A 25,593-nucleotide genomic window follows, 5' to 3' on the forward strand; every position below is an offset into this window, starting at 1 on the left:
TTCATCTTGTCATAGTTCTGTAAATGTGTAAAGATAGATGTAAAGACACTGAAAATTAAAGGTTAGTAGGGAGAGTGCGTATGAATAGAATCAAACTGAGATCAATGCTTGAGCAATTTTTCATTGAGGATATAGGGGATGGCGATTTGTCTGTCGAGACGTTGTTTCCTGATACTGCTGTCGGAGAATTGCAGATCATTGCCAAAGAGTCAGGAGTCTTTTGCGGAACCGACATCATAAGAGAAGGATTTTTAGTCATGGATCCTGCCGTTGAAGTGATTTGCTTTATTGAGGATGGAGAGAAGATGGAAGAACAGCAGGTTTTGGCTGTTGCTATAGGCTCTGTGAAGAATTTACTGTCAGCAGAGCGTGTTATCTTGAACTGTATACAAAGGATGAGTGCAATATCCACCAAGACTTCCCAACTGACTGCATTTCTGAAGGGTACGAAAGCAAGGGTTTGTGATACGCGGAAAACAGCGCCTGGTTTGCGGATGCTGGATAAATATGCAGTCCGTACTGGTGGCGGATTTAATCACCGCAATGGACTCTACGACACGGTGATGTTGAAGGATAACCACCTTGCCTATGCCGGATCAATTACTGAAGCCGTTAAGCAGCTGCGAAGTCGGCTTGGGCATACTGTGAAAATAGAAGTCGAGATCGAAACGCTTGCGCAACTCAAAGAAGCAGTAAACGCAGCACCGGATATTATCATGTTCGATAATTGTTCGCCCGAGCAAATCAAAGAGTGGCTTCACGTTGTGCCGAAACAAATCGTGACTGAGGCATCCGGCATGATTTCGGAGGAAACGATCGCTGCGTATGGATCGACAGGCATTCAGTACATATCGGTTGGTGCGCTGACACATTCAGTGAGAGCTGCAGACATCAGCGCAACTATACAAATTAAAAAAGCAGGGGGAATCAGACAATGTCCATACTTGATTTAACGAAAGAGCATGCAGATGTAATGTTGCCTGAAAAATATAAAACACTTTCTGTCAGTGAAATGGAAGACAGAATTCGGAAAATAAAAGAATCTCTCGGGGACAAGTTATTTATTCCAGGCCACCATTATCAAAAAAATGAAGTCATTCAGTTTGCAGATGCAACAGGAGATTCACTGCAATTGGCTCAGATCTGCGCTTCCAATGAACAAGCAGAGCATATTGTGTTTTGTGGAGTGCATTTCATGGCAGAAACCGCTGATATTCTGACCACACCTAACCAAACAGTATATTTGCCGGATATGCGTGCCGGATGTTCGATGGCAGATATGGCAGATATTTTTCAGACTGAAAGAGCGTGGGAACACTTACAGGAACGTTTTGGCGATACGATACTGCCTTTGACATACGTCAATTCGACTGCCGCGATTAAGGCATTCGTCGGCCGAAATGGCGGAGCTACCGTCACTTCATCGAATGCGAAGAAAATCGTGGAATGGGCATTCGCGCAGAAGAAACGGATCCTTTTCCTGCCGGATCAGCATTTAGGACGCAACACGGCATATGATATAGGGGTTTCGTTAGATCATATGGCAGTCTGGAATCCGATTGCGAACGTTTTGGAATACTCTGGACCCGATGACGACTGCGAAGTGATTCTTTGGAAAGGCCACTGTTCCGTACATGAAAACTTCACGGTCGAAAATATCCGCCATATCCGTGAAAATGAACTGGATCGACAAATTATCGTCCATCCTGAATGTCCTCATGAAGTCGTGATGCAATCGGATGATAATGGATCGACGAAATATATTATCGACCAAATCACCGCCGCAGCGCCCGGCACAAAATGGGCAATCGGAACGGAAATGAATTTAGTGAATCGATTGAAAGAAGAACATAAAGAGCAAGATATTATTTCTTTGAACCCGCTTATGTGCCCTTGTTTAACGATGAACCGGATCGACTTGCCGCACTTGCTTTGGTGTTTGGAAAGTATTGCAGTAGGAGCGTCTCGCAATATCATCGCTGTTGATGTCTCAACTTCTGCAGAAGCAATCATGGCCCTCGATCGGATGCTTCATTCGCCCAAACTCTGACAACGAACGCTTGACAATCACCGCCAATATTGTATGATGGGTGAAATGAATGTTGAACGTTGATGAAGGAATAGTAGACAAACAGCGTGTGCAAGAGAGCGGGGTTCATCGGCTGAAAAATTCCGTCACATGGCAGTTGTTGAACCTGCCTTTGGAGTCCTATGAAAACATAGGCGCGTACCTCGGCGTTATGGGGAGAGCGGGATTCATGAACTGGATCCAATGATGGTGGCACCGCGGAAGCAAAGTCCTTTCGTCCTGATAACTTCGGGACGACTGGGCTTTTTTGTATCTAAAGCGGAAAACGCCGTCTAGCCTCGATAGGCGTTGGAGGGCTTGCTGGCAAAGGTGCGGTCTTTGCACCTTTTCGGAAAGACCGAAACGACCCGAGAGGCTGGCGTTTGGAGCTGGATGGGTTCAAAAGTGAAAGATGCCGTCTAGTCTCGACAGGCGTTGGAAGGAAAGCAGTAAAGGTGCTTTTTGCCTTTACTGCTTTCCTGAAACGTCCCGATAGACTAGCATCTGGAACTGGATGTATCAAAAGCGGAAAGCGCCGATCAGCCTCGACAGGAACTAAATTCACAAAAGATTTAATTATGAATTACAGAAATGGCAGGCGAAATTAAAATGAAGAGACAGCGAATTGTTGTGAAAATAGGCAGTAGCTCTTTAACAAACGACAGCGGGGAAATCGATCAGCTAAAATTGAATGACCATGTCGATGCGTTGGCAATGTTGAAAAATGCCGGTCATGAGGTCATCGTCGTATCATCCGGGGCTGTTGCTGCAGGCTTTGCGCGGCTTGGATACCCATCGCGCCCTGTAACCATCAAAGGAAGACAGGCAGCAGCAGCTGTTGGTCAAAGTCTTTTGATTCAATCGTATATCGAACGATTCGGTGAGCATGGCGTCGTGCCGGCTCAAATCCTTTTAACCCGTCAAGATTTTTCGAACCGGGACCGTTACCGTAACGCGTTTGCGGCGATGTCGGAATTATTGGAGCGAGGCATCGTGCCGATCATCAATGAAAACGACACTGTCTCCATAGATGAATTGACATTTGGCGATAATGATATGTTATCTGCGTTAGTAAGCGGATTTTTGCATGCGGATCAATTGATCATTTTGACGGATGTCAATGGAATTTATACGAGTAATCCGAGAAAAGATCCTGACGCTGTTCGTTTGACGGAGCTCGATGAAATTACGGATGAGTTGCTTGGCGGTACAGACGATCTCGGTTCGAAAGTCGGTACAGGCGGCATGCGCTCGAAGTTACTGGCTGCAAAAACTGCACACACTTTGGCAGTCCCCGTCTTTATTGGAACAGGCAGCGGCTCTTTTAAATTTTTAGAGATTCTGCAAGGTAATGGAGACGGTACGTATATTTCAAGTCCGCTCGGCAGTGTCATCAATACGAAGCGTCAATGGATCGCGCTGCACTCTGAATCCACCGGCCGTTTGTATGTCGACAAAGGTGCAGAAGAGGCAATCTTACACAATGGCCGTAGTCTTTTACCGGCTGGTGTTTTTAAAGTAAAAGGAAGTTTTGAAGCAGGGGAAGTCGTGGAAGTGTATGGTGTGGATGGTTTGATCGGTAGAGGAGAAGTGACGTATTCATCAGAGCAATTAGAAAAAGTCCTGACCGAGAGAGACAAAAATGAGGAAGTGTTAGCACCGATGATCGAAGTGATTCACAGAGATCGTTGGGTACAATTAACTTAAAGGGGAGATTGGGCAATGAGTGAGATCAGACGTAAAGGGAAAGCGGCTAAAGAAGCGAGTTATGTGTTGAACACGGCAACGACGGAAGAGAAGAACGAAGCACTTCGTTTGATTGCGGATCAATTGCTGGAGGAGCAAGAACATCTTCTTGAGGAAAATAAGAAAGATATCGAAGAAGGCCGTGCAAACGGTATCGAGGCAGCTGTGCTCGATCGGATCTTATTGACGCCGGACCGCATTGAAGCAATGGCTGAAGGCGTTCGTTTACTGATTGATTTGAAAGATCCAATCGGGGAGACCTTGGAAGAGATCGAAAAGGAAAATGGCTTGCACATCGTCAGAAAGCGTGTGCCGATCGGTGTCATTGCGATGATTTATGAAGCGCGTCCGAATGTTACAATTGACGCGGCATCTCTCGCTTTGAAGACGGGGAATGCAGTCGTATTACGTGGTAGTTCGTCAGCCAAATATTCAAATCTCGCGCTATGGCATGTCATTCAGCGAGGACTGGAAAAAGGTTCCTTGCCAGTCGATTCCGTGCAGTTGATTGAAGATACGAGCCGTAAAACTGCGAAGGAATTGTTTACGTTAAATGACTATTTGGATGTGTTGATCCCACGTGGCGGTGCGAAATTGATTCAAACAGTTATCCGTGAATCCACTGTTCCGGTTATTGAAACGGGAGCTGGAAACTGTCATTTATACATTGATGAATCAGCGGATTCGCAAATGGCGATCGACCTCGTTGTGAATGCAAAAACTCACCGACCTTCAGTTTGTAACGCAATTGAGACGGTGATCATTGATCAGAATTGGTTACAGCAACACGGTGAAAAGCTGATCGATAGTTTGCGTGAAAAAGATGTCCAGTTAGTGGGAGACGAGACAATCCATCAATTTGATCCTTCGATTGCTGAAGTGGAGCAAGATGACTGGTCGAGCGAATTTCTGGATTTGAAATTGCGGATGAAAAATGTACAGAACTTCCAACAAGCGCTTGATCATATTAAGCAATACAGTACAAAACACTCAGAAGGTATTGTTACGCAAAGTGATGAGCATGCGGAAAAGTTCTTGAATAGCGTGGATGCGGCGGCTGTCTATGTTAATGCATCGACTCGTTTCACAGATGGCTTCGAGTTCGGTTACGGTGCAGAAATTGGGATCAGTACGCAGAAGCTACATGCACGGGGGCCAATGGGATTAGAAGCGTTGACTTCATCCAAATTTGTCATCCGCGGCACTGGCCAAATCAGATAAATATTCAGGAGGGTATAGATATGACAGCGAAGAACAAGATAACAGTCAAAAGAAACGCACAACCGAAAGAAAAACCGGCAACCGATCAACTGGCTTTTGGCACAGTATTTACGGATCATATGTTTGTAATGGATTATACGGAAGGAACAGGCTGGCATGATGCACGCATTGTACCGTACGAGCCGTTCATGCTTGACCCGGCAGCGATTGTTTTGCATTACGGTCAAACTGTTTTTGAAGGATTAAAAGCCTATGTAACTGACGATAAAAAAGTCGTGCTGTTCCGACCGGATGAAAACATGAAACGCCTGAACCGTTCCAATGAAAGATTATGCATGCCGAACTTTGATGAAGAATTGGTGCTTGATGCATTAAAGGAATTGGTCTCTTTAGATAAAGAATGGATTCCTGATCGGGAAGGCACTTCACTGTATATCCGTCCATTCATTTTTGCGACACAGCCTTATTTAGGTGTTGCGCCTTCGAAGACGTATCGATTGATGATCATTTTATCTCCTGTAGGTGCCTATTACAAAGAAGGTATGAACCCTGTGAAAATTGCGGTAGAATCAGAGTTCGTCCGTGCTGCGGTAGGCGGGACAGGAAGTGCGAAGACCGCAGGGAACTATGCAGGTGCGATGAAAGCGCAAGAAGTAGCAGAAGCTGCGGGTTATTCGCAAGTGCTTTGGTTGGATGCAAAAGAGCATAAATACATTGAAGAAGTCGGCGCGATGAATGTGTTCTTCAAAATCAATGGAGAAGTTATTACGCCAAGTCTGAACGGCAGCATTTTAGAAGGGATCACACGTAAATCCGTCATCGAATTGCTGCAATCATGGGGATTTCCAGTAACGGAACGTAAAGTATCCATCCAAGAAATATTCGATGCCAATGCGGCTGGAACTCTGGAAGAAGCGTTCGGCACAGGAACTGCTGCAGTAATCTCGCCGATGGGTGAATTATCTTGGGGCGGAGAAAAATGTGAAATCAATGGTAATCAAATCGGAGAATTGTCTCTGAAATTATATGAAACAATTACAGGAATTCAGACAGGTAGAGTGGAAGATCCGTTCAATTGGGTTGTCAAAGTAGATTGATCGATCTTCCTCTTATAGGAAGATGGAACGGATATCGAATCATTCGTGACAAGTGCGCTCCCGTGCAGTACACTGTAAATAGTTTTGATTGATTTGATTGAAAGGAAGTTTCTTGATGAACAAACGATATTTCGTTCTTTTCCTGACATTCGTAATATTTACGATGGCAGGATGCGGAAAAACATCTTCGGCACCATCTAGCCCTGAAGATGTGCTGAAGAAAGCAGATGCAGCGATGAAGGAGCTGAAATCTGTACATACGAGCATTGTCTTTGATGAGAGCAGCGTCACTTCTGATCCGGTTGAGCGCGACAGTAAAAAGCTGCATATCCAATCGAATGTCGAACTGGATCCTGTGAAAGTTTCAGAAGAAGTAGTTTTACAGATTCCGAAACAACAGCCAAAAAACCTTCATATTTTCCGACAGGATGATCAATTGGCAGTACAGGAAGAAAAGGGCGACTGGCAAGCGATGACAGAGGAAGAACGCAAAGAATTACTGGATGTATGGGTGCCATTCACTGCTCCTGCTATGGACCTCTCTCTACTGGAGCCTTTCATAGAGAGCGCAGAGTTGGAAAAAATCGATTATGGTTATGCTCTTCAGTTTTCATTAACGCCGGCCGAGTACCGACGATTCATGAAAGAAGTGGCGGTGAACAGTCCGATGCCTGAACAGTTCATACATACCCATACTGGTTTTCCAGTCGTTGAGAAAATGGATCTGGAATTGACTGTGAATGAAAAAACATTTTTCGTTACAGGTATGAAGCTGTCCGCAAATATTACAAGCTATTTCGGTCGCGACTATATTCGCTATAAACAAAAACTAGATGCCAACTACAGTTATTTCAACGACATCGATCCAATTCAAACGCCTGCGGGCTTTGCAGAATTGCTGAATTGAAATAAAAAAATCCACGAAGCCAATAGCTTTCGTGGATTTTCTCATATAGACGAATCCCGAACTAATACAGTTGGGAAGTCAAAGTGTTAAATATAGCAAAAGAAAATAGGTTTGTGGTTCGGGGATTTGCGCTACAGACGGGACACTTTCGAATAAGCCGCTTCCTTTACTTCGCTCGGTCCAGAGTCTCATCATTCTCGTTAAACCCTACAGAAAGCCTCCGCCAGGAACGTAGATCAACGGTGCCTTCTCCAATAGCAACTTTTTTCTGCAATTTAAATCCACGAAGCCCTTAAGCTATCGTGGATTTTTTTTGCCTTTAAACGAGAGCAGTCGTTTATAGATGGCGGCCATTCTCGTTTCATCACCTGCTTCAACTGGGGAATAAAACTCTGTGCCTGCTAAGCTGTCGGGCAAGTATTGCTGATCCGTCCAGCCGCCGAATGAGCCGACTGGCGTATCGTGCGGGTAGACATATCCTCCGTGGCCGAGCTGTGCTGCTCCGCCATAATGAGTATCGCGAAGGTGCATTGGGATTTCGCCGGTTGGTTGCTCGTGAAGAACTTTGGTCGCTTGATCGATTGCCCGATAAGCCGAGTTCGATTTCGAAGCCAAACACATCTCCACCGTAACGACCGACAAAGGAATGCGGGCTTCCGGCATACCTAAGCGCAAAGCGGCATCCGTAGCGGCGACGACATGCGCACCGACATCGGGAGCAGCTAAGCCGATATCTTCATAACTCATGACGAGCAATCGTCTCGTGACCGCCGTCAAATCCCCGATTTCGAGAAGTTGTGCCAAGTAGTAAAGCGCCGCATTGACATCGCTGCCTCGCACGCTTTTTTGCAGTGCGGATAACAAATTATAATGATGGGAGCCTTTTTTGTCGCCTAGCAAACTGATTCTTGTGAGCAATTGTTGCAGCAAATCATCTTCAACAATGATCTGTCCGTTTTCTTCATCGCTCGCAGCGAGCAACGACTCGAGGAACGTTAGCGCTTTACGCGCATCTCCATTGACCCCTTCAGCGATTTTCTGAAGCTGCTCAGTCGTTATGACGATGTCTTCCTGTCCAAGGCCTTTCTTTTTGTCTTCTAATGTGCGTTTCAATAAATTTAGCAAATCTTCCGGCTGCAGTCGTTTTAACTGCACGATTTCACCGCATCGAGAGCGTATCGCCGGATTGACGTCATGAAAAGGATTTTCTGTCGTCGCTCCGATCAAAATGATCGATCCGCTTTCTACGTGGGGCAGCAGCGTATCTTGCTGCAATTTATTGAAGCGGTGTATTTCATCTAAAAATAACAATACTTTTCCTGTCATTCTTGCTTCTTTGACGACATCTTCTACATCTTTTTTCCCTGCCACTGTCGCATTCAGCGCAATGAATGGCAATTTGGAAGTTCCTGCGATGGCATAGGCAAGGGAAGTCTTACCTATGCCAGGTTCACCATATAATAAAAGAGATGGGACATGCCCATTTTTGATCATTCGATAAAGGGGGGTCGTCTCCCCGATGACGTGGTCTTGTCCGATGACTTCATCTATCGTTTCAGGCCGCATGCGGAAGGCCAAAGGTTCGTTATGCATGTATATCAATCCTCCGTACATCTGTTCTTTCATTATATCGTAAAATCTGAATGAAGTCATTTCGAAGAACGAACGCTAGAATTATGCTATACTAACGACAGCAATTTTAGTAAAGGACGATGCCAAAATGAAAATTTCCACCAAAGGTCGATACGGCCTCACGGTTATTGTAGAATTAGGACGAAAATTTGGGGAAGGCCCTGTGCCGCTGCGGAAAATTGCAGAAGAGCAAAATCTTTCCGAAGCGTATTTGGAGCAATTAATCCCCCCTTTACGCAACAGTGGACTCGTTAAAAGTGTTCGCGGAGCATACGGAGGTTACAAACTAGCTAAAGATCCCTCACAAATTACAGCGGGGGAGATCATTCGTCTGCTTGAAGGACCGATCCAGCTCGTGGAAGGACTTGAGGATGATGAAATTCCACAGCGCGAATTATGGAAACGAATTGGTGACGCAATCCGCGGAGTACTCGACCATACGACAATTAAAGATCTGATCGAGTATGAAGACACGCCAACACAAGATGAATACATGTTCTATATTTAAAGGAGTTTACCAGATGAAACAAGCCATTTATTTAGATTACGCTGCTACGACTCCTATGCATCCAACAGTCTTGGAACGTTTTACTTCCGCGTTGTCAGATACGTACGGCAATCCGTCGAGCACGCATCAATTCGGCAGGAACGCGAAAAAAATGCTGGAGGAAGCGCGTAAAACGTTAGCTCTCTCAGTCGGTGCTCTGCCTAATGAAATCATCTTCACTTCAGGAGGCACCGAAGCGGATAATTTAGCGATTTTCGGCTCTGTACAAATAATGCAGCCACATGGACGTCATATCATCACGACAGAAATCGAACATCACGCGGTGTTAAATCCGTGTAAACGACTGGAGTCACAAGGCTATGAAGTGACGTATTTGCAACCTGACCGAAACGGCCTTATTTCTGTGGAACAAGTTCGGCATGCATTGACAGACGAAACCATTCTTGTCTCGATCATGTATGGAAACAATGAAGTAGGCACGATACAGCCAATTGCCGAAATTGGCAATCTTCTGGAGTCGCATCAAGCGATCTTCCATACAGATGCAGTTCAAGCGTATGGAACTTCCTTGCTCGATGTAAATGAACTGCAAGTGGATCTATTGTCGGTCTCTGCACATAAACTGAATGGTCCAAAAGGAATCGGTTTCCTCTATCAGAGAAGCGGAAAATTACTGGATGCTCAATTGCATGGCGGTGAACAAGAGAAAAAACGGCGTGCTGGTACGGAAAATGTTCCGGCGACAGCAGCGTTTGCACAAGCTGTGTCCATCGCGGAACAAACAAAGGATGAGACCGCCGAAACCTATCAGTCATACAAGCGGACGATGAGTGAAATTTTCAAACGAAATGAAATAGAATTTTTGCCGACAGTACATGAATCAATTCCGGTACTGCCGCATATTTACCATGTTTCGTTCCCGGGGACAGACGTGGAAACATTTTTGATGAGTTTGGATTTAGAAGGAATTGCGGTTTCTAGCGGTTCCGCTTGCACAGCGGGCTCGTTTGAACCGTCGCATGTCGTGACGGCTATGTTCGGTGACGACTCCGATAACGCTCGAAACTCGATACGCATCAGCTTTGGATACGGTCTGGAGCAATCCATGATTGAAGAAGCCGCAGAGAGAATCTCCGCTGTAGTGAAAAGACTAGTGAAATGAACCAGCAAAGGATGAAGTGGAAATGAGAACGACAAAAGCCCCAGCAGATACACGGGTAGTCATTGGAATGTCTGGCGGAGTGGACTCTTCGGTTGCGGCATTACTTTTGAAAGAACAAGGTTATGAAGTGATTGGAATCTTCATGAAAAACTGGGATGACACAGACGAATCTGGACATTGCACAGCGACAGAAGATTTTGAAGACGTAAGAAGTGTCTGCGATCAAATCGGCATTCCCTACTATTCCGTTAATTTTGAGAAGCAATATTGGGATAAAGTATTCACGTATTTCTTGGATGAATACAAAGCAGGACGCACCCCGAACCCAGACGTAATGTGCAATAAAGAAATAAAATTCAATGCATTTCTAGAGCATGCTAAAAGCTTGGGAGCAGATTTCTTGGCGACAGGTCATTATGCACAAGTCGTAGAACGTGAAGATGGCGTCGCGATGCTTCGTGGAGTTGACAACAATAAAGATCAAACGTATTTCTTGAATCAATTGACACAGGAGCAGCTGCAGCAAGTTATGTTCCCGCTGGGTCACTTGGAAAAATCAAGCGTTCGAGAAATCGCGGAAAAAGCAGGACTGGCGACAGCGAAGAAAAAAGATTCTACAGGCATTTGTTTCATTGGCGAACGGAACTTCAAAGAATTCCTGAGTGAATACTTGCCTGCGATTCCAGGGGAAATGCAAACTATGGACGGTAAAGTCATGGGGAAACATGATGGGTTGATGTATCATACGATCGGCCAGCGCCATGGACTTGGGATCGGCGGTTCAGGGGAGCCTTGGTTCGCGGTTGGTAAGGATCTGGAGCGCAATGTCTTACTAGTGGAGCAAGGGTTTCATCATGATGCCTTGTATTCGACCAGCTTAAAAGCGACAGATATGAATATTTGTACAACAAAGGAATTGCCGAAGACATTTTCTTGTACGGCAAAGTTCCGTTACCGTCAGCCGGACACACAAGTGACTGTGGAACTGTCAGGTGAAGGGGCCATCGTTACATTCGCGGAGCCAGTACGTGCGGTTACCCCGGGGCAAGCGGTCGTCCTGTATGACGGCGAGGAATGCTTGGGCGGCGGAACGATTGATGAAGTGTTTAAAGATGGCAAAAAGCTGACATACGTTGGGTAAGGAGGGTATATGATGTCGTTACAGAATGAAGCAATTCAAGAAATGCAAGAAGGCAATTACGAAAAAGCAGTCGAGTTGTTCATGCAATCCATTGAGGAAAATCCTGAGGATGCAACCGGCTATATTAATATTGGAAATATTTTCGCTTCGCTCGGAGACACAGAGCGTGCGGAACCATTTTTCCAAAAAGCATTGACTCTTGACGAGAAGGCAGGCACAGCATTTTATGGCCTCGCCAATCTGTACTACAATCAAGAGCGTTTTGAAGAGGCGGCCAAACTTTATGAGAGAGCCATCCAGACGGGACTGGAAACGGTAGACGTCTATTTTATGTTGGGGAAAAGCATGGAACAGGCAGGCAATGACCGTCTGGCATTGCCTTACTTGCAGCGGGCTGTTGAATTGAACGAAGACGATCAGGAAGTTTTATTGTCTTACGGCATTTTACTGGCGAAACTGGAACTGTTTCCAGAGGCACAGCCGGTTTTTGAGACCATTTTAGAAAAGGAACCGGAACATGCGGACGCCCATTATAACCTAGGCGTGTTGTTTGCAGTCTCCACGGAGGATAAAAAGCGCGCATTGTCCCACTTGGAGCAAGCCTTTACGGTCGAGCCGGAGCACACACAGGCGCGATATATTTACGATATGATCCAGCTCGGCGACGAACAAAGCGAATAGCAGAGAAAAGGAGGTGAGGGCCTGATGAATGAATCTGAACAGTATATAATCGGCAGACCGATTGTAACGATCTTTCATAACGCAACGAACTTATTTTCCATAGTGAAAATGAAAGTCACATCGACCAATACAGATTATCGGGATAAAGAGATCGTCATCAAAGGCTCCTTTCCTCCATTGATTGCTGAAGAGGATTATAAGTTTACGGGTCGTATGGTGAACCATCCTGTCCATGGTCAGCAATTTGACGTCCAAACGTTTTCAAAAGAGCTTCCGGCAACCGAAGCCGGGCTCATTCATTATTTATCAGGTGATTTATTTCCTGGCATTGGGAAGAAGACGGCAGGAGAAATCGTAAAGATTTTAGGCAATAACGTCATACAGAAGATTTTGGAAGATCGGTCCGTCCTCGATCAGGTCCCGCGTTTGTCAGAGGAACGAAAAGATACGCTTGTAGCAGTTTTACAAGAAAACTTAGGTCTTGAACGAACCATGGTGCAACTTAATGAATGGGGCTTCGGACCTCAAATCGCCATGAGGATTTATCAGACTTATCAAGACGATGCAATCGACATCTTGACGGAAAATCCTTATCGGCTCATAAAGGAAATCGAGGGGATCGGTTTTCAGCGCGCAGATGATTTGGCGAAACAATTGGGATTAGTAGGCGATCATCCCGCGCGAATAAAAGCTGCTGTTTATTACAGTGTACATAGTGAAGTGCAGTCTTCAGGTCATGTTTATTTGGAATCTGAAGAGATCTTACCGCAAGCGAAGCAATTGCTCGAAGCAAGTCAGCCTCATGACATATCGTATGAATCCATCTCGGAAGCGGTTATCGAATTGGTTGAGGAAGGGACGTTGTCTGCCGAAAAGCAAAGGCTTTATTTACCTTCCCTTTATTATTCGGAAATCGGAATCGCTGCAAAAGTACAACGCATTCTGGAAAATGAAGTGGATGAACAGTTCCCTGCTTCTGAGATCAGAAAAGCGATTGGCGAAATTGAAGAACGTTTGGAAGTGGAGTATGCGGAAACGCAAGTGGAAGCAATTGAGCGGGCGCTGCATTCTTCTTTGCTCGTTTTGACGGGAGGACCGGGGACGGGGAAAACAACCGTTATCCGAGGTCTCGTTGAAGTATATGCAGAATTACATGGACTCTCATTGGATCTTGAAGAATACGCACGTAAGAAAGAACCGTTTCCAATTATATTGGCGGCACCTACCGGACGGGCAGCAAAACGTATGTCAGAAGCCACAGGATTGCCCGCTATGACGATTCACCGCCTTCTCGGCTTTACCGGTCAGGAATCGGAAGAAGAGACTGAGCGGGAAGTAGAGGGCAATTTAATCATCATCGATGAAACGTCGATGGTCGATACGTGGCTGATGCATCAATTATTGAAAGCGGTCCGAAATGATGCACAGCTTTTATTCGTCGGTGACCAAGATCAGCTGCCGTCTGTCGGACCAGGCCAAGTACTGCATGATTTTATGCAGTCAGGCAAGATTCCGGTTGTTGAATTGACCGATATTTTCCGTCAAAGTGAAGGCTCTACTATTATCGAAATGGCGCATATGATTAAGCAGAGGACATGGTCGATGGATGTGACGAAGAAGACGTCTGACCGATCATTCATACGGGCTTCCAGTGAGCAAATCCTCCCTGCGGTCAAACAAATCATTCAAAGTGCGACATCTAAAGGACATTCGATCAAAGATATCCAAGTGCTAGCACCGATGTATAAAGGTCCGGCTGGCATAGACGGTCTGAACAAAATGATCCAGGAAATCACCAATCCGCCCGCTGCGGGCAGAAAAGAAATGACTTTTGGTGAAACGACGTATCGGGTCGGGGATAAAGTGCTGCAGCTTGTCAATCAGCCGGAAAGCAATGTTTTTAATGGCGATATGGGAGAAGTTGTAGCCATCATGTTGGCCAAAGAGACGACTGATAAAAAAGCGATGTTGGTCGTTTCGTATGACGGCAATGAAGTGAACTATGAACGCGGCGATTTGAATCAAATCACGCTAGCCTATTGCTGTTCGATCCATAAGTCTCAGGGCAGTGAGTTTCCGATCGTTGTCATGCCGATTGTACGAAGTCAACGTAAAATGCTGAGACGCAATCTCCTGTATACAGGCATCACGAGAGCCAAAAACTTCTTGATACTATGTGGTGAGGCGGAAGAGTTCAAGGCAGGTATCGAGCGAACGGATGAAACCGAGCGTCAAACGACATTGAAAGAGCGGATTGCTGGTTTTATTGATATAGAAGAAGCGGAAGAAACAGTTCAGTTGACTGGCTCTGAAGAGGCGAAACAACCAATTGAGCAGGCTGTGGAAACCACACTCGCAAAGTTAACGATGGACAATTTCAGTATGATTGATCCGATGATTGGAATGTCAGATGTGTCGCCATTCGACTTTCTGGAAGCGGCCGATTGACAAAGCAGTAGAACTTTCCTATAATTCGTTTAGAAATATTGAAAAACGTCGAAGGAACGAGTACTCGTGTATTCTGTGTTTAGAAAAGAGCTTCCAGGCTGAAAAAGCTCTCGCAGGACTTGAGGAACGCTATTCCGAAGTTGCAGCTAATCCCTGCCGTCTTTGCTGCGTTAAAGCAACTCGAGATACCGCAACTTGCGGTAATTAGGGTGGTACCGCGATTCTTTAACCTTCGCCCCTTTATACAGGGGTGGAGTTTTTTTAATTTTAGGAGGAGTAAACGATGAAAAAACTAACGGCATCTGAAATTCGCCAACTTTTTTTAGACTATTTTAAAGAGCATGGGCATAAAGTAGAACCATCGGCCGCTTTAGTGCCTGTCGATGACCCATCGCTTCTATGGATCAATAGTGGCGTTGCAACGTTGAAGAAGTATTTTGATGGACGAGTCATACCGGAGAATCCGAGGATTGCCAATGCACAAAAATCGATCCGTACGAACGATATCGAAAATGTTGGCTATACAGCGCGTCATCATACGTTCTTTGAAATGCTCGGAAACTTCTCGATCGGTGATTATTTTAAAGAAGAAGCAATTATTCGTGCGTGGGATTTTCTGACGAACGATAAATGGATCGGTTTTGATCCGGAATTGTTGTCGATCACCGTTCATCCGGAAGACGAAGAAGCATACTCCATTTGGAAAGACAAGATTGGAATCCCTACAGAGCGGATCATTCGTTTGGAAGGGAACTTCTGGGATATCGGAGAAGGCCCAAGCGGACCAAACTCAGAAATTTTCTATGACCGCGGTCCTGCTTATGGAGACGACTTCTCCGATCCTGAATTATATCCGGGAGGAGAGAATGATCGCTACTTGGAAATTTGGAACTTAGTATTCTCTGAGTTCAATCATAATCCGGATCATACGTACACTCCTCTTCCTAAGAAAAATATTGATACAGGGATGGGCCTCGAACGGATGGCTTCAGTCATCCAAGATGTCCCAACGAACTTCGATACAGATCTGTTTTTGCCCATCATCGAAGCAGTAGAAGACGTTTCAGGCAAGAAATATGGGGAAACAACGGTAGCAGATACTGCATTTAAAGTAATCGCGGACCATATTCGTACTGTTGCCTTCGCGATAGGGGACGGAGCGCTACCTTCCAATGAAGGCCGTGGCTATGTCTTGCGCCGACTACTAAGAAGAGCGGTCCGTTTCGCTAAGCAATTAGGAATTAATAAGCCGTTCATGTACATGCTCGTTCCAATTGTAGGAGATATTATGAAAGACTTTTATCCTGAAGTGCATGAGAAACAAGCGTTTATCATGAAGGTTGTAAAAAACGAAGAAGACCGTTTCCACGAAACATTGCATGACGGAATGGCGATTCTTTCAACAATCATCGAGAAAGCTAAAGCTTCTGAAGTGCCTGTGGTTTCAGGAAGCGACGCATTCAAGTTGTATGACACATACGGCTTCCCGTTCGAATTAACCGAAGAATTCGCCCTGGAAGAGAATGTTGCAGTCGACCGTATCGGCTTTGATGAAGAGATGGCAGCACAAAGAAATCGCGCACGCGCTGCGAGAGCGGACGTAGATTCCATGCACATCCAATCCGGTGTGCTTGGTGAAATCCATGTTCCAAGTGAATTTATCGGCTATCAGCAGTTGCAAACGAATGCTTCGGTTATCGTACTTTTAAAAGATGGCCAGCGTATCTCACATGCTGCTGAAGGTGAAACTGTGCAAGTGATCTTAGATCAGACCCCTTTCTACGCAGAAAGTGGCGGACAGATTGCAGATAAAGGGAAATTGACCAATGAGGCATTCATTGCAGAAGTCCAGGATGTCCAAAAAGCACCGAATGGCCAAAACTTGCACACCGTTTTCATCAGTTCCGGAGAAATGAATGGGGGCGCTGCAGTTACTGCCGTGGTCGACGAGCATTTACGTCAGCTGACGGTCAAGAACCATACAGCTACTCACTTGCTGCACCGTGCATTGAAAGATGTCCTTGGAGAGCATGTCAATCAAGCGGGTTCTTATGTAGGCCCCGATCGACTGCGATTTGACTTCTCGCATTTCGGCCAAGTGACGAAAGAGGAGCTCGAACGTATTGAATATCAAGTGAATGAACAAATTTGGGTAGGAACTCCTGTCAATACATCACTTGCTCCAATTGCAGAAGCTAAAGAAATGGGTGCAATGGCCCTGTTTGGTGAAAAATATGGAGACATCGTCCGAGTGGTGCAAGTAGGCGACTACTCTATCGAACTATGCGGCGGCTGTCACGTAAACAACACATCTGACATCAATGTCTTCAAAATTGTTTCGGAGAGCGGAATCGGAGCAGGAACACGCCGAATCGAAGCATTGACAGGCGGACAAGCATTCCATTCTTTTAAAGAAGACCAAGCCGTCATCGATCAAGTAGCGACAGCGACGAAAGCAACACCGAAAACGGTCGTAACGAAAGTCGAATCTATCTTGGCGGACTATAAAGACTTGCAGCGTGAAAACGAATCATTAGCTGCAAAAATGGGCAACAGCCAATTGACGGACGTCATGGAAACAGCTCGACAAATCGAAGACATCACAGTTATCTCAGCCAATGTAGAGGTAAAAGACAACAATGGCCTTCGCCAGCTGATCGACGAACTGAAACAAAAAACATCCAAAGGCGTCATTGTATTAGGAACCGTCACAGACGGCAAAGTAATGCTCGCGGCTGGCATCACGAACGACTTAAAAGGCAGCGAGTATCACGCAGGGAAAATCGTCAACCACGTCGCATCCCTATGCGGCGGAAAAGGCGGCGGCCGTCCCGACATGGCAATGGCCGGAGCAAAAGACGCGTCTAAACTTGATGACGCGCTCCAATCCGTGTATGATTATGTAAAATCTGTTTAACCAATTTCAGCAATCGTTCTACTGATATACACTATTGAAATAGGCTTATTATTTCACATCTCTAGTTGATTGGAGCGTAGGGCGGCGACTCGTAGGGGGTCAGCGTGTGTCTTGAGACCCCGCAGGAGCGAAGCGACGAGGAGGCTCAAGCCACGCCCCCTGGAAAGCGTCCGCCCGAAGCGGAAATCAACGGTGTCTAGGAAGCGAAAGAACGATTGGTTGGTATACACATAATGGAATCGGAAAGCGGGGTGTCGAGTATGAATTCATCTGATGAAACGATGAAATTCAACTTTCCAGAGGAATCAATGGAGGAAGAAGTCAAAGCAGTCATGCTCCATGTCTACAAAGCATTGGAAGAAAAAGGTTATAACCCGATCAATCAAATCGTCGGCTATTTACTATCCGGAGATCCAGCCTATATTCCGCGCCACGAAGACGCTCGCAGTCTAATACGAAAGTTAGAACGAGATGAAATTCTCGAAGAATTAGTGAAGTTCTACATTCGAGAGAATAGAGGAAAAGCAGAATGAGAATAATGGGATTGGATGTCGGCACGAAAACAGTCGGCATCGCAATTAGTGATGGTCTCGGATGGACTGCTCAAGGCATCGAGACGATCAAAATCAACGAAGAAGAAGGTCTTTTCGGTCTTGAGCGGATCGAAGAACTAACTAAAGAATACGAAGTACATGAATTTGTCGTCGGCTATCCTAAAAATATGAACAATACAATCGGCCCGAGGGGACAAGCCTCTGAACAATACGCCGAAAGTTTACGCGAGAAATTTGGTTTTCCAGTTGTTCTTTGGGATGAGCGGCTGACGACGATGGCTGCCGAACGTGTCTTAATCGAAGCGGATGTAAGCCGTAAAAAGCGGAAATCGGTGATTGATAAAATGGCAGCTGTCATGATACTTCAAGGGTATTTGGATTCAAAAAAAATTTAGAGGTGATTAGAATGGAACACGGACAAGAAACAATGACAATAGTTGACGAGAACGGTGAAGAGCATGTTTGTGAAGTGATCTTAACATTTGATTCGAAAGAATATGAAAGATCGTATGTACTTTACCACATTTTAGACGGTGAAGAAGTGGACGATGACGAAGATGTCGAAATCCACGCATCTGCTTTCATTCCTACGGAGGAAGGCGAAGAAGGCGGAGAATTACTCGAAATCGAATCCGATGAAGAATGGGATATGATTGAAGAAGTATTGAATACTTTCCTTGAAGAAGAAGGCGACTGAGAGTTCTATTCATGTGACGGACGGAATGGTGCGGACCGTTCCGTCTTTTTTAACTTAATTCAGCAGTAGTGAAAAAGAGGTGAGGGTTATGGAAAAAGAGCCCCAAAGAAAAAAGGAAGTTATGTTTCAACGGATGCTTGAACAAAAGGAAGAAGTGAGGACAGTTCGAAAAATCGTGTTTTGGATCGTATCCGTCATTCTCGTGATTGGGATAATTGGCGGTTTCTCTATCTATACATACATAAAAGGTGCATTAAAGCCAGTTGATCCGGACTCTGAAAAAGTCGTAGAAGTGGTCGTACCGATTGGTTCGGGGTTGGATACTATTTCTGAGATTCTGGAAAAAAAGGGCGTTATCAAAAGTGCTCGAGTGTTTAAATACTATGCAAAAGTAAACAATGAAGCAGATTTCCAAGCTGGAACATATGGTCTTACTAAATCTATGACGCCTGATGAATTACTTCAGAGTTTGAAAACAGGTGTGGTGTATCGAACGCCTGCCTTCACGCTGACGATACCGGAAGGCTTGACGCTAGATCAGATCGCAGAAAGGACAAGCGCAAAGGCATCGTTCACAAAAGAGGAATTTATGGATTTTGTAACGAGTGAAGACGCCGTTTTGCGATATATGACGAAGTATCCCGATATTATTACCGAAGAAATACAAAAAGAAAACATTCGCTATGCTCTAGAAGGCTATTTATTCCCGGCCACGTATCCATTTTATGATGAGTCGCCGTCAGTGGAAGAAGTAGTGGATACGATGGTGGATGCAACGGTGCAAAATATCATTCCGTTCCAAGGCTTTTTAGAAGAGAAAGAAAAGTCCGCGCACTGGCTATTAACGTTTGCTTCCCTGCTTGAAAAAGAAGCAACGAGCAAAGCAGATCGTGAAACCATCGCCAGTGTGTTCATTAACCGAATGGATGAAGGTATGCCTCTGCAAACAGACCCTACTGTTTTGTATGCTTTAGGAGAGCATAAAGACCGTGTATTACTCGAGGATCTAAAAGTGGAAAATGCATACAACACCTATCAAAATAAAGGATTGCCACCGGGTCCTATCGCCAATGCGGGAGCCGCGTCCTTACAAGCAGCTGTCGAACCTTCCAAAACAAAGTATTTATTTTTCTTGGCAGATAAAGATGGTGTGAATCATTTCGCGAAGACTTATGAAGAGCATTTGAAAAACAAAGCTGAGTATATTGATAGTCAGCATAAATAAGAAATAAGAAGGTTCTATAAAGGAGAAATTATATGGCGGATTACAGTGCCTATATTAACGGTTTTGCCAAAGAGAAAGAGCCGCTCATTCTTGAAATGGAGCGCTATGCGGCAGAACACCGCGTACCGATCATGGATGATACAGGTTTGAATACGTTGATTGGACTGCTTCAAATACAGCAGCCAAAAAGAATTCTAGAAATCGGCAGCGCAATTGGCTACTCGGCAATCCGAATAGCTCTAGCGTTTCCTGAGGCGATAATTTATACAATTGAAAGAGACGCGGAACGTTATGCGAAAGCTGTCGAGCACATTGAGCGAAGCGGTTTACAAGAACGTATTCAAATCATCCAGGATGATGCTTTGGTATTTGACGAAAAGAACTTGCCAAAGCAACCATTTGATACCTTGTTCATTGATGCGGCAAAAGGACAATATCAAAAGTTCTTTGAAAAATATAGTCCATTGATCAGCGCAAAAGGTGTAATTTATTGTGATAATATGTTCATGCATGGTATGGTGCTGTTGAAAGATGCAGAAGTACCGAAACGAAATCGCACGATGATTCGCAATCTGCAAAAATTCACTGATTGGGCAATGAACCATGAACGTTATGAGACGTCTCTTCTGCCCATTGGAGATGGAATTTTGATTGCGGTCAAGAAAAACGAATTAGAAAGCAGCAAAGGGGAATCGCTGTGAAGAAAAAGCCTGTTGTGATCGGCATTGCCGGAGGTTCCGGCTCCGGTAAAACGAGTGTCACCAAAAAGATTCATGAAGTGTTTCAAGGTCATTCCGTTGTAGTCATCGAGCAAGATGACTATTACAAAGACCAATCACATTTAGCATTTGAAGAACGGCTGCAAACGAATTATGATCATCCGCTGGCATTCGACACTGATTTATTAATTGAACATATCAACCGGTTATTGGAAAGACAATCGATCCAAGTACCGACATATGATTATACATTGCACACTAGGTCTGCGGAGACGAATTGTGTGGAGTCACAGGACGTGATCATTTTAGAGGGGATTCTCGTGCTCGAGGATGAACGTCTGCGTGATTTAATGGACATTAAATTATTTGTCGATACGGATGCAGATATTCGGATCATCAGAAGATTATTACGCGATATCAATGACCGAGGTCGAAATGTGGATTCGGTCATCGAACAGTACATATCCGTAGTTAGGCCAATGCATAATCAATTCATTGAACCAACAAAAAAGTATGCCAATATAATCATTCCAGAAGGCGGAGAGAATGCGGTTGCTATCGATTTGATGGTGACTAAAATAAAAACAATTCTTGCTTCTGCAGACGAAGTATAATATGATGATGACATAATTTTAAATTAATTCAACGTAGACCTTGTCGCTATAAGCTATTGGAAGGATGCACGGTCTACTGAAATTCAGTTAGCCTAAACTGAATTGGAGTAAGGTAAACGTAAACAATAATAGTTCCACTATGTCACATACCTGAAGTTGGTGTGGCATAGTATTTTTTATGAACAGAAATTTGAGGAGTGTTGTTTAAATGGTTTCAGAAAAAAAATTCCCTATGACGGTATCGGGTAAACAAAAGTTAGAAGAAGAGCTAGAATATCTTAAGACGGTAAAGCGTAAAGAAGTCGTTGAACGTATCAAAATAGCACGTAGTTATGGCGACCTATCGGAGAATTCCGAGTACGATTCAGCGAAAGAAGACCAAGCATTTGTTGAAGGAAAGATTTCTTCATTGGAATCTATGATTCGCAATGCAGTGATCATCACAGAAGATGAGTTGAACAACGATGAAGTGCAATTAGGCAAAACGGTGACGTTCAAAGAAATTCCAGATGGAGAAGAAGAGACGTACACGATTGTCGGTTCCGCGGAAGCGAATCCTTTGGAAGGACTCATTTCGAATGATTCTCCTATCGCTAAGGGATTGATTGGACGAAAGAAAGATGACAAAGTAAAGATTTTAACTCCCGGCGGCGAAATGTCAGTTGAAATACTCGAGATAAAATGACAAATGTACCGTCTTCTCACTGGCAGAAGACGGTATTGCTTTTTTTGAAACCAATTGGTCGGATAAAACGTCTGATTGGACAAGGGTATATGCTGTGTTTAAGGAGATGTGATAAATGGCAGATCGAGAACCTAATTTTTCCAGAATGTCACGTAAAAAAGGGAATAAGGCAAATAAGATATTAAACATTTTAATCGGCATCGTTGTATTGCTCATTTTAATTGTCGGCGTCACATTTATTATTGGCGATGACAAGGAAGAAGCAAGCAAAGATCAGAAACAGGAGCCGCAACAGACTGAAGAGGCACCGGATGACAATGTGCTCGTGGAAGAGCAGCCGGATGAAGACGACACAGAAGAAACAAATCCGGATGAAGATACCAATGTGGAGGACGAAGAGGAGGAAGGCGGCAAGATCGTTGACGAATCCGAATCCCTTACCGTCACTCCATCTAATGACAGTGCTGTTAAAGAGACGATAGTGAATTCAAATTGGAAACCAATCGGAACAAAACAAACAGGTGAGCACGTTTCTAAATATGACGGGGAATCTGATGATTGGCACGAGAAAAAAGCAGCGATTTCATACGCCACAGGCCTTCCTGAAGACCAACTGATCTACTGGCGCATCCAAAACGGTGGAAGCCCCCAAAAATCAGAAGGCATCGTCTCAAGTCTGGACAAATCAGAGAAATACAAAGTCTACATAGAATGGGTAGACGGCGAAGGCTGGACACCAGTAAAAATGGATGTTCTGAATACATTGGAGACGAAATAGACCTACACTATTTATTATGAGTGGCTATGGTTTGTTTTTATTTCAATACCAAAAAGCGTTACTAGTTGATTGGAGCGGAGGGCGACTCCAGGGGGATTAACGTGAGCCTTGAGACCCCGCAGGAGTGTAGCGACGAGAGGCTCAAGCCGCGCCCCCCGGAAAGCGTCCCGCCCGCAGCGCAAATCAACGATGCCCTGAACATACACAATGTTTTAGGTTTTATTATTTTAATGGAAACAAACTTTCGAAGGAGAGAGAACAATGAAAATAGCTATCGTTGGAGCCATGGAAGAAGAAGTAGAAATACTGCGCCATGAAATCGGCATTGGGAAAATTACTACTATCGCCAACTGCGAATTCATCGAAGGAAAAGTTGGCAAACATGAAGTCATCGTTACAAAAAGTGGTATTGGTAAAGTAAACGCTGCTATGGCTACGACCATTCTTTTGCAAAACTACAAGCCGGACATCGTACTAAATACAGGTTCAGCAGGCGGTACACATCCCGACCTCGAAGTAGGGACAATTGTAATTTCCGATTACGTCCTTCACCATGACGTAGACGTCACGGCATTTGGCTATGAACTCGGCCAAGTACCTCAACTTCCTGCTACGTTCCCTTCAGATAAGGAATTGATCAATCTGGCAAAGGAAACAGTTACAGAGTTGGATACATACAAGCACGCGGTAGGAACGATTGCGTCTGCTGACGTATTTATGTCTGATGCTGATCGAGTGTTGTCAGTAAAAGAGAAATTTCCGCGAGTCATCGCTGTCGAAATGGAAGCAGCAGCCGTTGCTCAAGTGTGTTATCAATTCAACACAAAATTCGTAGTCATTCGTGCGCTCTCCGATATCGCAGGGAAAGAGTCGTCTATCAGTTTTGATGAATTTTTACCACTTGCAGCAAAACATTCGTCACAGATTGTTTTACGCGTCATCTCGAAACTTTGATTCGGTTATGGTAAAATTAATTAGTAGACAAAGCATATGATAGTTTCGTCGAAAGGAGGGACAACCGATGGGATTCCTTATGGGTGGTGCATTTGTAGTAACAGCAATTTTGGCGGCAGTAATTTTACGTGAGGTCAAGGCGGACTGACAGCTGCCGAAGGCTATATCTTTGTTCAGTGCGTATTTGTACACATGCTGAACAGGATATAAAACCTTATTCCACTCTCTATTTACAGGGCGAGAGGTTCTGCTGAATAAAGATAAACAAAGCGTTTCCGATGTGCAGGGACCCCCGGAACCCCGGGACCCTGGCCAGTGGAAACGCTTTTTAAATTCAAAAGCTGCAAACGCCGTGTAAGAGACGACAGGCATAAGGCTAAACAGCGAAGTGGCGACCTTTGGAACACCCAGCTGTTTTGACTTATGATCCTAGCCTCTGGCGTTTGCAGCTAGCCGAATCAGAAACTCATTGATACTCATGCTTAAAAGATTGATATAATTTCACAATGGCTCTTTTCTCAATACGAGAAACATAACTACGGGAAATATTCAATTGTTTGGCAATCTCTTTTTGGGTCATTGGTTTGTCGTCGAGCAAGCCATAGCGTCGTTGGATAATCTCCAGCTCTCGGGCATCAAGCTTACCCAAATGCTTATACAAGCGCTCTTTTTGCTCGTTCTGTTCAACTGTGGTTTGTGGAGGAATATCATCTGTTTGGAGAAGATCCGCGATTTCTAAGGATTGGCCGTCTTTATCGAGGCCGATGGGTTCATAAAGGGAGACATCTTTCTGGACTTTCTTCTGTGTTCGCAAATACATAAGAATTTCATTTTCGATACAGCGAGCGGCATACGTTGCGAGTTTCGTCTTTCGGTCAGGTGTGAAACTGTTGATTGCTTTCATCAAGCCGATGACGCCGATGGAAATATAATCGTCCAACAACTCATGTTTCGGCTGAAACTTCTTCACGATATGAGCTACTAACCGCATATTGTGTTCAATCAACTCATCGCGCGCACTTTCATCGCCTTCAGCTAATCGTCTCAGGCACTCTGCTTCTTCCTTTTTTGAGAGTGGGCGAAGGAATGCTTGCCCTCTGATATAGCCGAGTAATGCGGGGATCTCTAACCACAATTGCACGACGGCCATGAAAAACCCGCTCATGTGACCACCTCCGATTCTTAATACTTCAACATATGCGAAGATGTAAGGGACTATCACCCGACAAGAAAACCGGGGAATTTAGACATAGGAGTGCGTGTGGAATACGCAACTATGTTATAATCAGACAAGAATTTGATGCAGGGCGGAGAGGATAACGTGTTAAAACATTTTTTACCGAGTGAATATGTCAAATCGGTGTTGCATATCAAGCCGGAAAAGCTTGTGAAACAAGGCATTAAGGGCATCATTACCGATCTGGATAATACACTTGTTGAATGGGACCGTGCAGATGCTACGCAGGATATTATGGCGTGGTTCAAGTCGATGCACGATGCAGGTTTACAAATTACGATTGTTTCCAATAATCATATAGAACGCGTGAGTCATTTTTGTGATCCATTAGGCATTCCGTTTATTTGTGAAGCACGGAAACCACTGAAAAAAGCATTTCATCAAGCAATCGCGACATTAGGATTGTCAAAAGATGAAATTGTGATGATTGGTGACCAGCTGTTGACAGATGTCTTAGGTGCGAACCGGGTCGGTCTGCAGACGATATTGGTCGTTCCTGTAGCAAGCTCTGATGCGCCTATTACGAAATTCAACAGAGCGATTGAACGAAGGATTATGGCAAGGTTTAAAAGAAAAGGATTGATCACGTGGGAGGAGTAAAT

Annotated in this window: 25 protein-coding genes; 23 read left to right on the plus strand and 2 right to left on the minus strand. The window is 44.7% G+C overall.

The features are described 5' to 3' along the window. Positions 1–80: 80 nt before the first annotated feature. From nadC to MKX97_RS06945, 7 genes are all read left to right on the plus strand, one after another. Positions 81–953: a carboxylating nicotinate-nucleotide diphosphorylase gene (gene nadC, locus MKX97_RS06915; protein ID WP_342537249.1), complete on the plus strand. Its 873-nt coding sequence runs from the start codon at positions 81–83 to the stop codon at positions 951–953. After that, on the plus strand, positions 935–2,050 hold the full coding sequence (gene nadA, locus MKX97_RS06920; protein WP_342537250.1) for a quinolinate synthase NadA: 1,116 nt from the start codon (positions 935–937) through the stop codon (positions 2,048–2,050). Before nadC ends, nadA begins: the two co-directional genes overlap by 19 nt. Positions 2,051–2,099: 49 nt before the next feature. Further along, a complete protein-coding gene (locus tag MKX97_RS06925; RefSeq protein ID WP_342537251.1) occupies positions 2,100–2,276 on the plus strand; it encodes a hypothetical protein in 177 nt (58 codons plus the stop codon). 401 nt (positions 2,277–2,677) lie between these two features. After that, positions 2,678–3,775 (plus strand): glutamate 5-kinase, encoded by a 1,098-nt coding sequence (gene proB, locus MKX97_RS06930; protein WP_342537252.1) that lies wholly within the window; start codon positions 2,678–2,680, stop codon positions 3,773–3,775. Between the two features lie 15 nt (positions 3,776–3,790). Then, positions 3,791–5,035 (plus strand): glutamate-5-semialdehyde dehydrogenase, encoded by a 1,245-nt coding sequence (locus MKX97_RS06935; RefSeq protein ID WP_078816509.1) that lies wholly within the window; start codon positions 3,791–3,793, stop codon positions 5,033–5,035. Positions 5,036–5,055: 20 nt separating this feature from the next. Further along, positions 5,056–6,132 (plus strand): branched-chain amino acid aminotransferase, encoded by a 1,077-nt coding sequence (locus tag MKX97_RS06940; RefSeq protein ID WP_342537253.1) that lies wholly within the window; start codon positions 5,056–5,058, stop codon positions 6,130–6,132. A 115-nt stretch (positions 6,133–6,247) separates the two neighbouring features. After that, positions 6,248–7,039, plus strand: coding sequence for a DUF6612 family protein (locus MKX97_RS06945; RefSeq protein WP_340758728.1), 792 nt, complete (start codon positions 6,248–6,250; stop codon positions 7,037–7,039). A 297-nt stretch (positions 7,040–7,336) separates the two neighbouring features. Here the strand turns inward: MKX97_RS06945 and MKX97_RS06950 are convergent, their stop codons facing one another. After that, on the minus strand, positions 7,337–8,632 hold the full coding sequence (locus MKX97_RS06950) for a replication-associated recombination protein A (RefSeq protein WP_040758148.1): 1,296 nt from the start codon (positions 8,630–8,632) through the stop codon (positions 7,337–7,339). A 127-nt stretch (positions 8,633–8,759) separates the two neighbouring features. Between MKX97_RS06950 and MKX97_RS06955 the strand changes: the two genes are divergently transcribed. The 15 genes from MKX97_RS06955 to mtnN all read left to right on the plus strand — a co-directional run bounded on the left by MKX97_RS06955 (position 8,760) and on the right by mtnN (position 23,754). Further along, complete coding sequence (locus MKX97_RS06955; protein ID WP_009496971.1) at positions 8,760–9,179, plus strand: Rrf2 family transcriptional regulator; 420 nt, start codon at positions 8,760–8,762, stop codon at positions 9,177–9,179. A 13-nt stretch (positions 9,180–9,192) separates the two neighbouring features. Continuing rightward, positions 9,193–10,341: a cysteine desulfurase family protein gene (locus MKX97_RS06960; protein WP_342537255.1), complete on the plus strand. Its 1,149-nt coding sequence runs from the start codon at positions 9,193–9,195 to the stop codon at positions 10,339–10,341. Between the two features lie 22 nt (positions 10,342–10,363). After that, complete coding sequence (gene mnmA / locus MKX97_RS06965; RefSeq protein WP_078816512.1) at positions 10,364–11,482, plus strand: tRNA 2-thiouridine(34) synthase MnmA; 1,119 nt, start codon at positions 10,364–10,366, stop codon at positions 11,480–11,482. A 12-nt stretch (positions 11,483–11,494) separates the two neighbouring features. Continuing rightward, positions 11,495–12,163, plus strand: a complete 669-nt coding sequence (locus MKX97_RS06970; RefSeq protein ID WP_342537489.1) for a tetratricopeptide repeat protein — start codon at positions 11,495–11,497, stop codon at positions 12,161–12,163. A 24-nt stretch (positions 12,164–12,187) separates the two neighbouring features. Beyond that, positions 12,188–14,611, plus strand: coding sequence for an ATP-dependent RecD-like DNA helicase (locus tag MKX97_RS06975; RefSeq protein ID WP_342537256.1), 2,424 nt, complete (start codon positions 12,188–12,190; stop codon positions 14,609–14,611). Positions 14,612–14,894: 283 nt separating this feature from the next. Next, positions 14,895–17,528 carry an alanine--tRNA ligase gene (gene alaS / locus MKX97_RS06980; RefSeq protein WP_342537257.1) on the plus strand — a complete coding sequence of 878 codons (2,634 nt, stop codon included), beginning with the start codon at positions 14,895–14,897 and terminating at the stop codon, positions 17,526–17,528. A 260-nt stretch (positions 17,529–17,788) separates the two neighbouring features. Beyond that, positions 17,789–18,061 carry an IreB family regulatory phosphoprotein gene (locus tag MKX97_RS06985; protein WP_040758807.1) on the plus strand — a complete coding sequence of 91 codons (273 nt, stop codon included), beginning with the start codon at positions 17,789–17,791 and terminating at the stop codon, positions 18,059–18,061. After that, a complete protein-coding gene (gene ruvX, locus MKX97_RS06990) occupies positions 18,058–18,477 on the plus strand; it encodes a Holliday junction resolvase RuvX (protein WP_009496964.1) in 420 nt (139 codons plus the stop codon). Before MKX97_RS06985 ends, ruvX begins: the two co-directional genes overlap by 4 nt. A gap of 11 nt (positions 18,478–18,488) precedes the next feature. Next, a complete protein-coding gene (locus MKX97_RS06995) occupies positions 18,489–18,779 on the plus strand; it encodes a DUF1292 domain-containing protein (RefSeq protein ID WP_009496963.1) in 291 nt (96 codons plus the stop codon). An 88-nt stretch (positions 18,780–18,867) separates the two neighbouring features. After that, positions 18,868–20,004, plus strand: a complete 1,137-nt coding sequence (gene mltG / locus MKX97_RS07000) for an endolytic transglycosylase MltG (protein ID WP_009496962.1) — start codon at positions 18,868–18,870, stop codon at positions 20,002–20,004. A gap of 32 nt (positions 20,005–20,036) precedes the next feature. Then, positions 20,037–20,705, plus strand: coding sequence for an O-methyltransferase (locus MKX97_RS07005; protein ID WP_009496961.1), 669 nt, complete (start codon positions 20,037–20,039; stop codon positions 20,703–20,705). Beyond that, entirely contained in the window at positions 20,702–21,337 is a 636-nt protein-coding gene (gene udk, locus MKX97_RS07010) for a uridine kinase (RefSeq protein ID WP_342537258.1), read from the plus strand. The genes MKX97_RS07005 and udk overlap by 4 nt, the downstream gene beginning before the upstream one ends. 208 nt (positions 21,338–21,545) lie before the next feature. Beyond that, complete coding sequence (gene greA, locus MKX97_RS07015) at positions 21,546–22,022, plus strand: transcription elongation factor GreA (RefSeq protein ID WP_078816518.1); 477 nt, start codon at positions 21,546–21,548, stop codon at positions 22,020–22,022. A gap of 115 nt (positions 22,023–22,137) precedes the next feature. Next, the gene (locus tag MKX97_RS07020; protein ID WP_078816519.1) at positions 22,138–22,800 is read left to right on the plus strand and encodes a DUF1510 family protein; all 663 of its coding nucleotides are present in this window, start codon (positions 22,138–22,140) and stop codon (positions 22,798–22,800) included. Between the two features lie 261 nt (positions 22,801–23,061). Continuing rightward, on the plus strand, positions 23,062–23,754 hold the full coding sequence (gene mtnN / locus MKX97_RS07025) for a 5'-methylthioadenosine/S-adenosylhomocysteine nucleosidase (protein ID WP_342537260.1): 693 nt from the start codon (positions 23,062–23,064) through the stop codon (positions 23,752–23,754). A 466-nt stretch (positions 23,755–24,220) separates the two neighbouring features. Here mtnN and sigK read toward each other — a convergent pair whose 3' ends face one another. Then, the gene (sigK, locus tag MKX97_RS07030; protein WP_040758142.1) at positions 24,221–24,919 is read right to left on the minus strand and encodes an RNA polymerase sporulation sigma factor SigK; all 699 of its coding nucleotides are present in this window, start codon (positions 24,917–24,919) and stop codon (positions 24,221–24,223) included. Positions 24,920–25,054: 135 nt separating this feature from the next. On the opposite strand from sigK, the gene MKX97_RS07035 reads away from it, so the two are divergent. Continuing rightward, complete coding sequence (locus MKX97_RS07035) at positions 25,055–25,591, plus strand: YqeG family HAD IIIA-type phosphatase (protein WP_342537490.1); 537 nt, start codon at positions 25,055–25,057, stop codon at positions 25,589–25,591. The last annotated feature ends 2 nt before the right edge of the window (positions 25,592–25,593 follow it).

Origin of the sequence: Sporosarcina sp. FSL K6-3508, assembly GCF_038615825.1 — a bacterium.
Classification (GTDB): domain Bacteria; phylum Bacillota; class Bacilli; order Bacillales_A; family Planococcaceae; genus Sporosarcina; species Sporosarcina newyorkensis.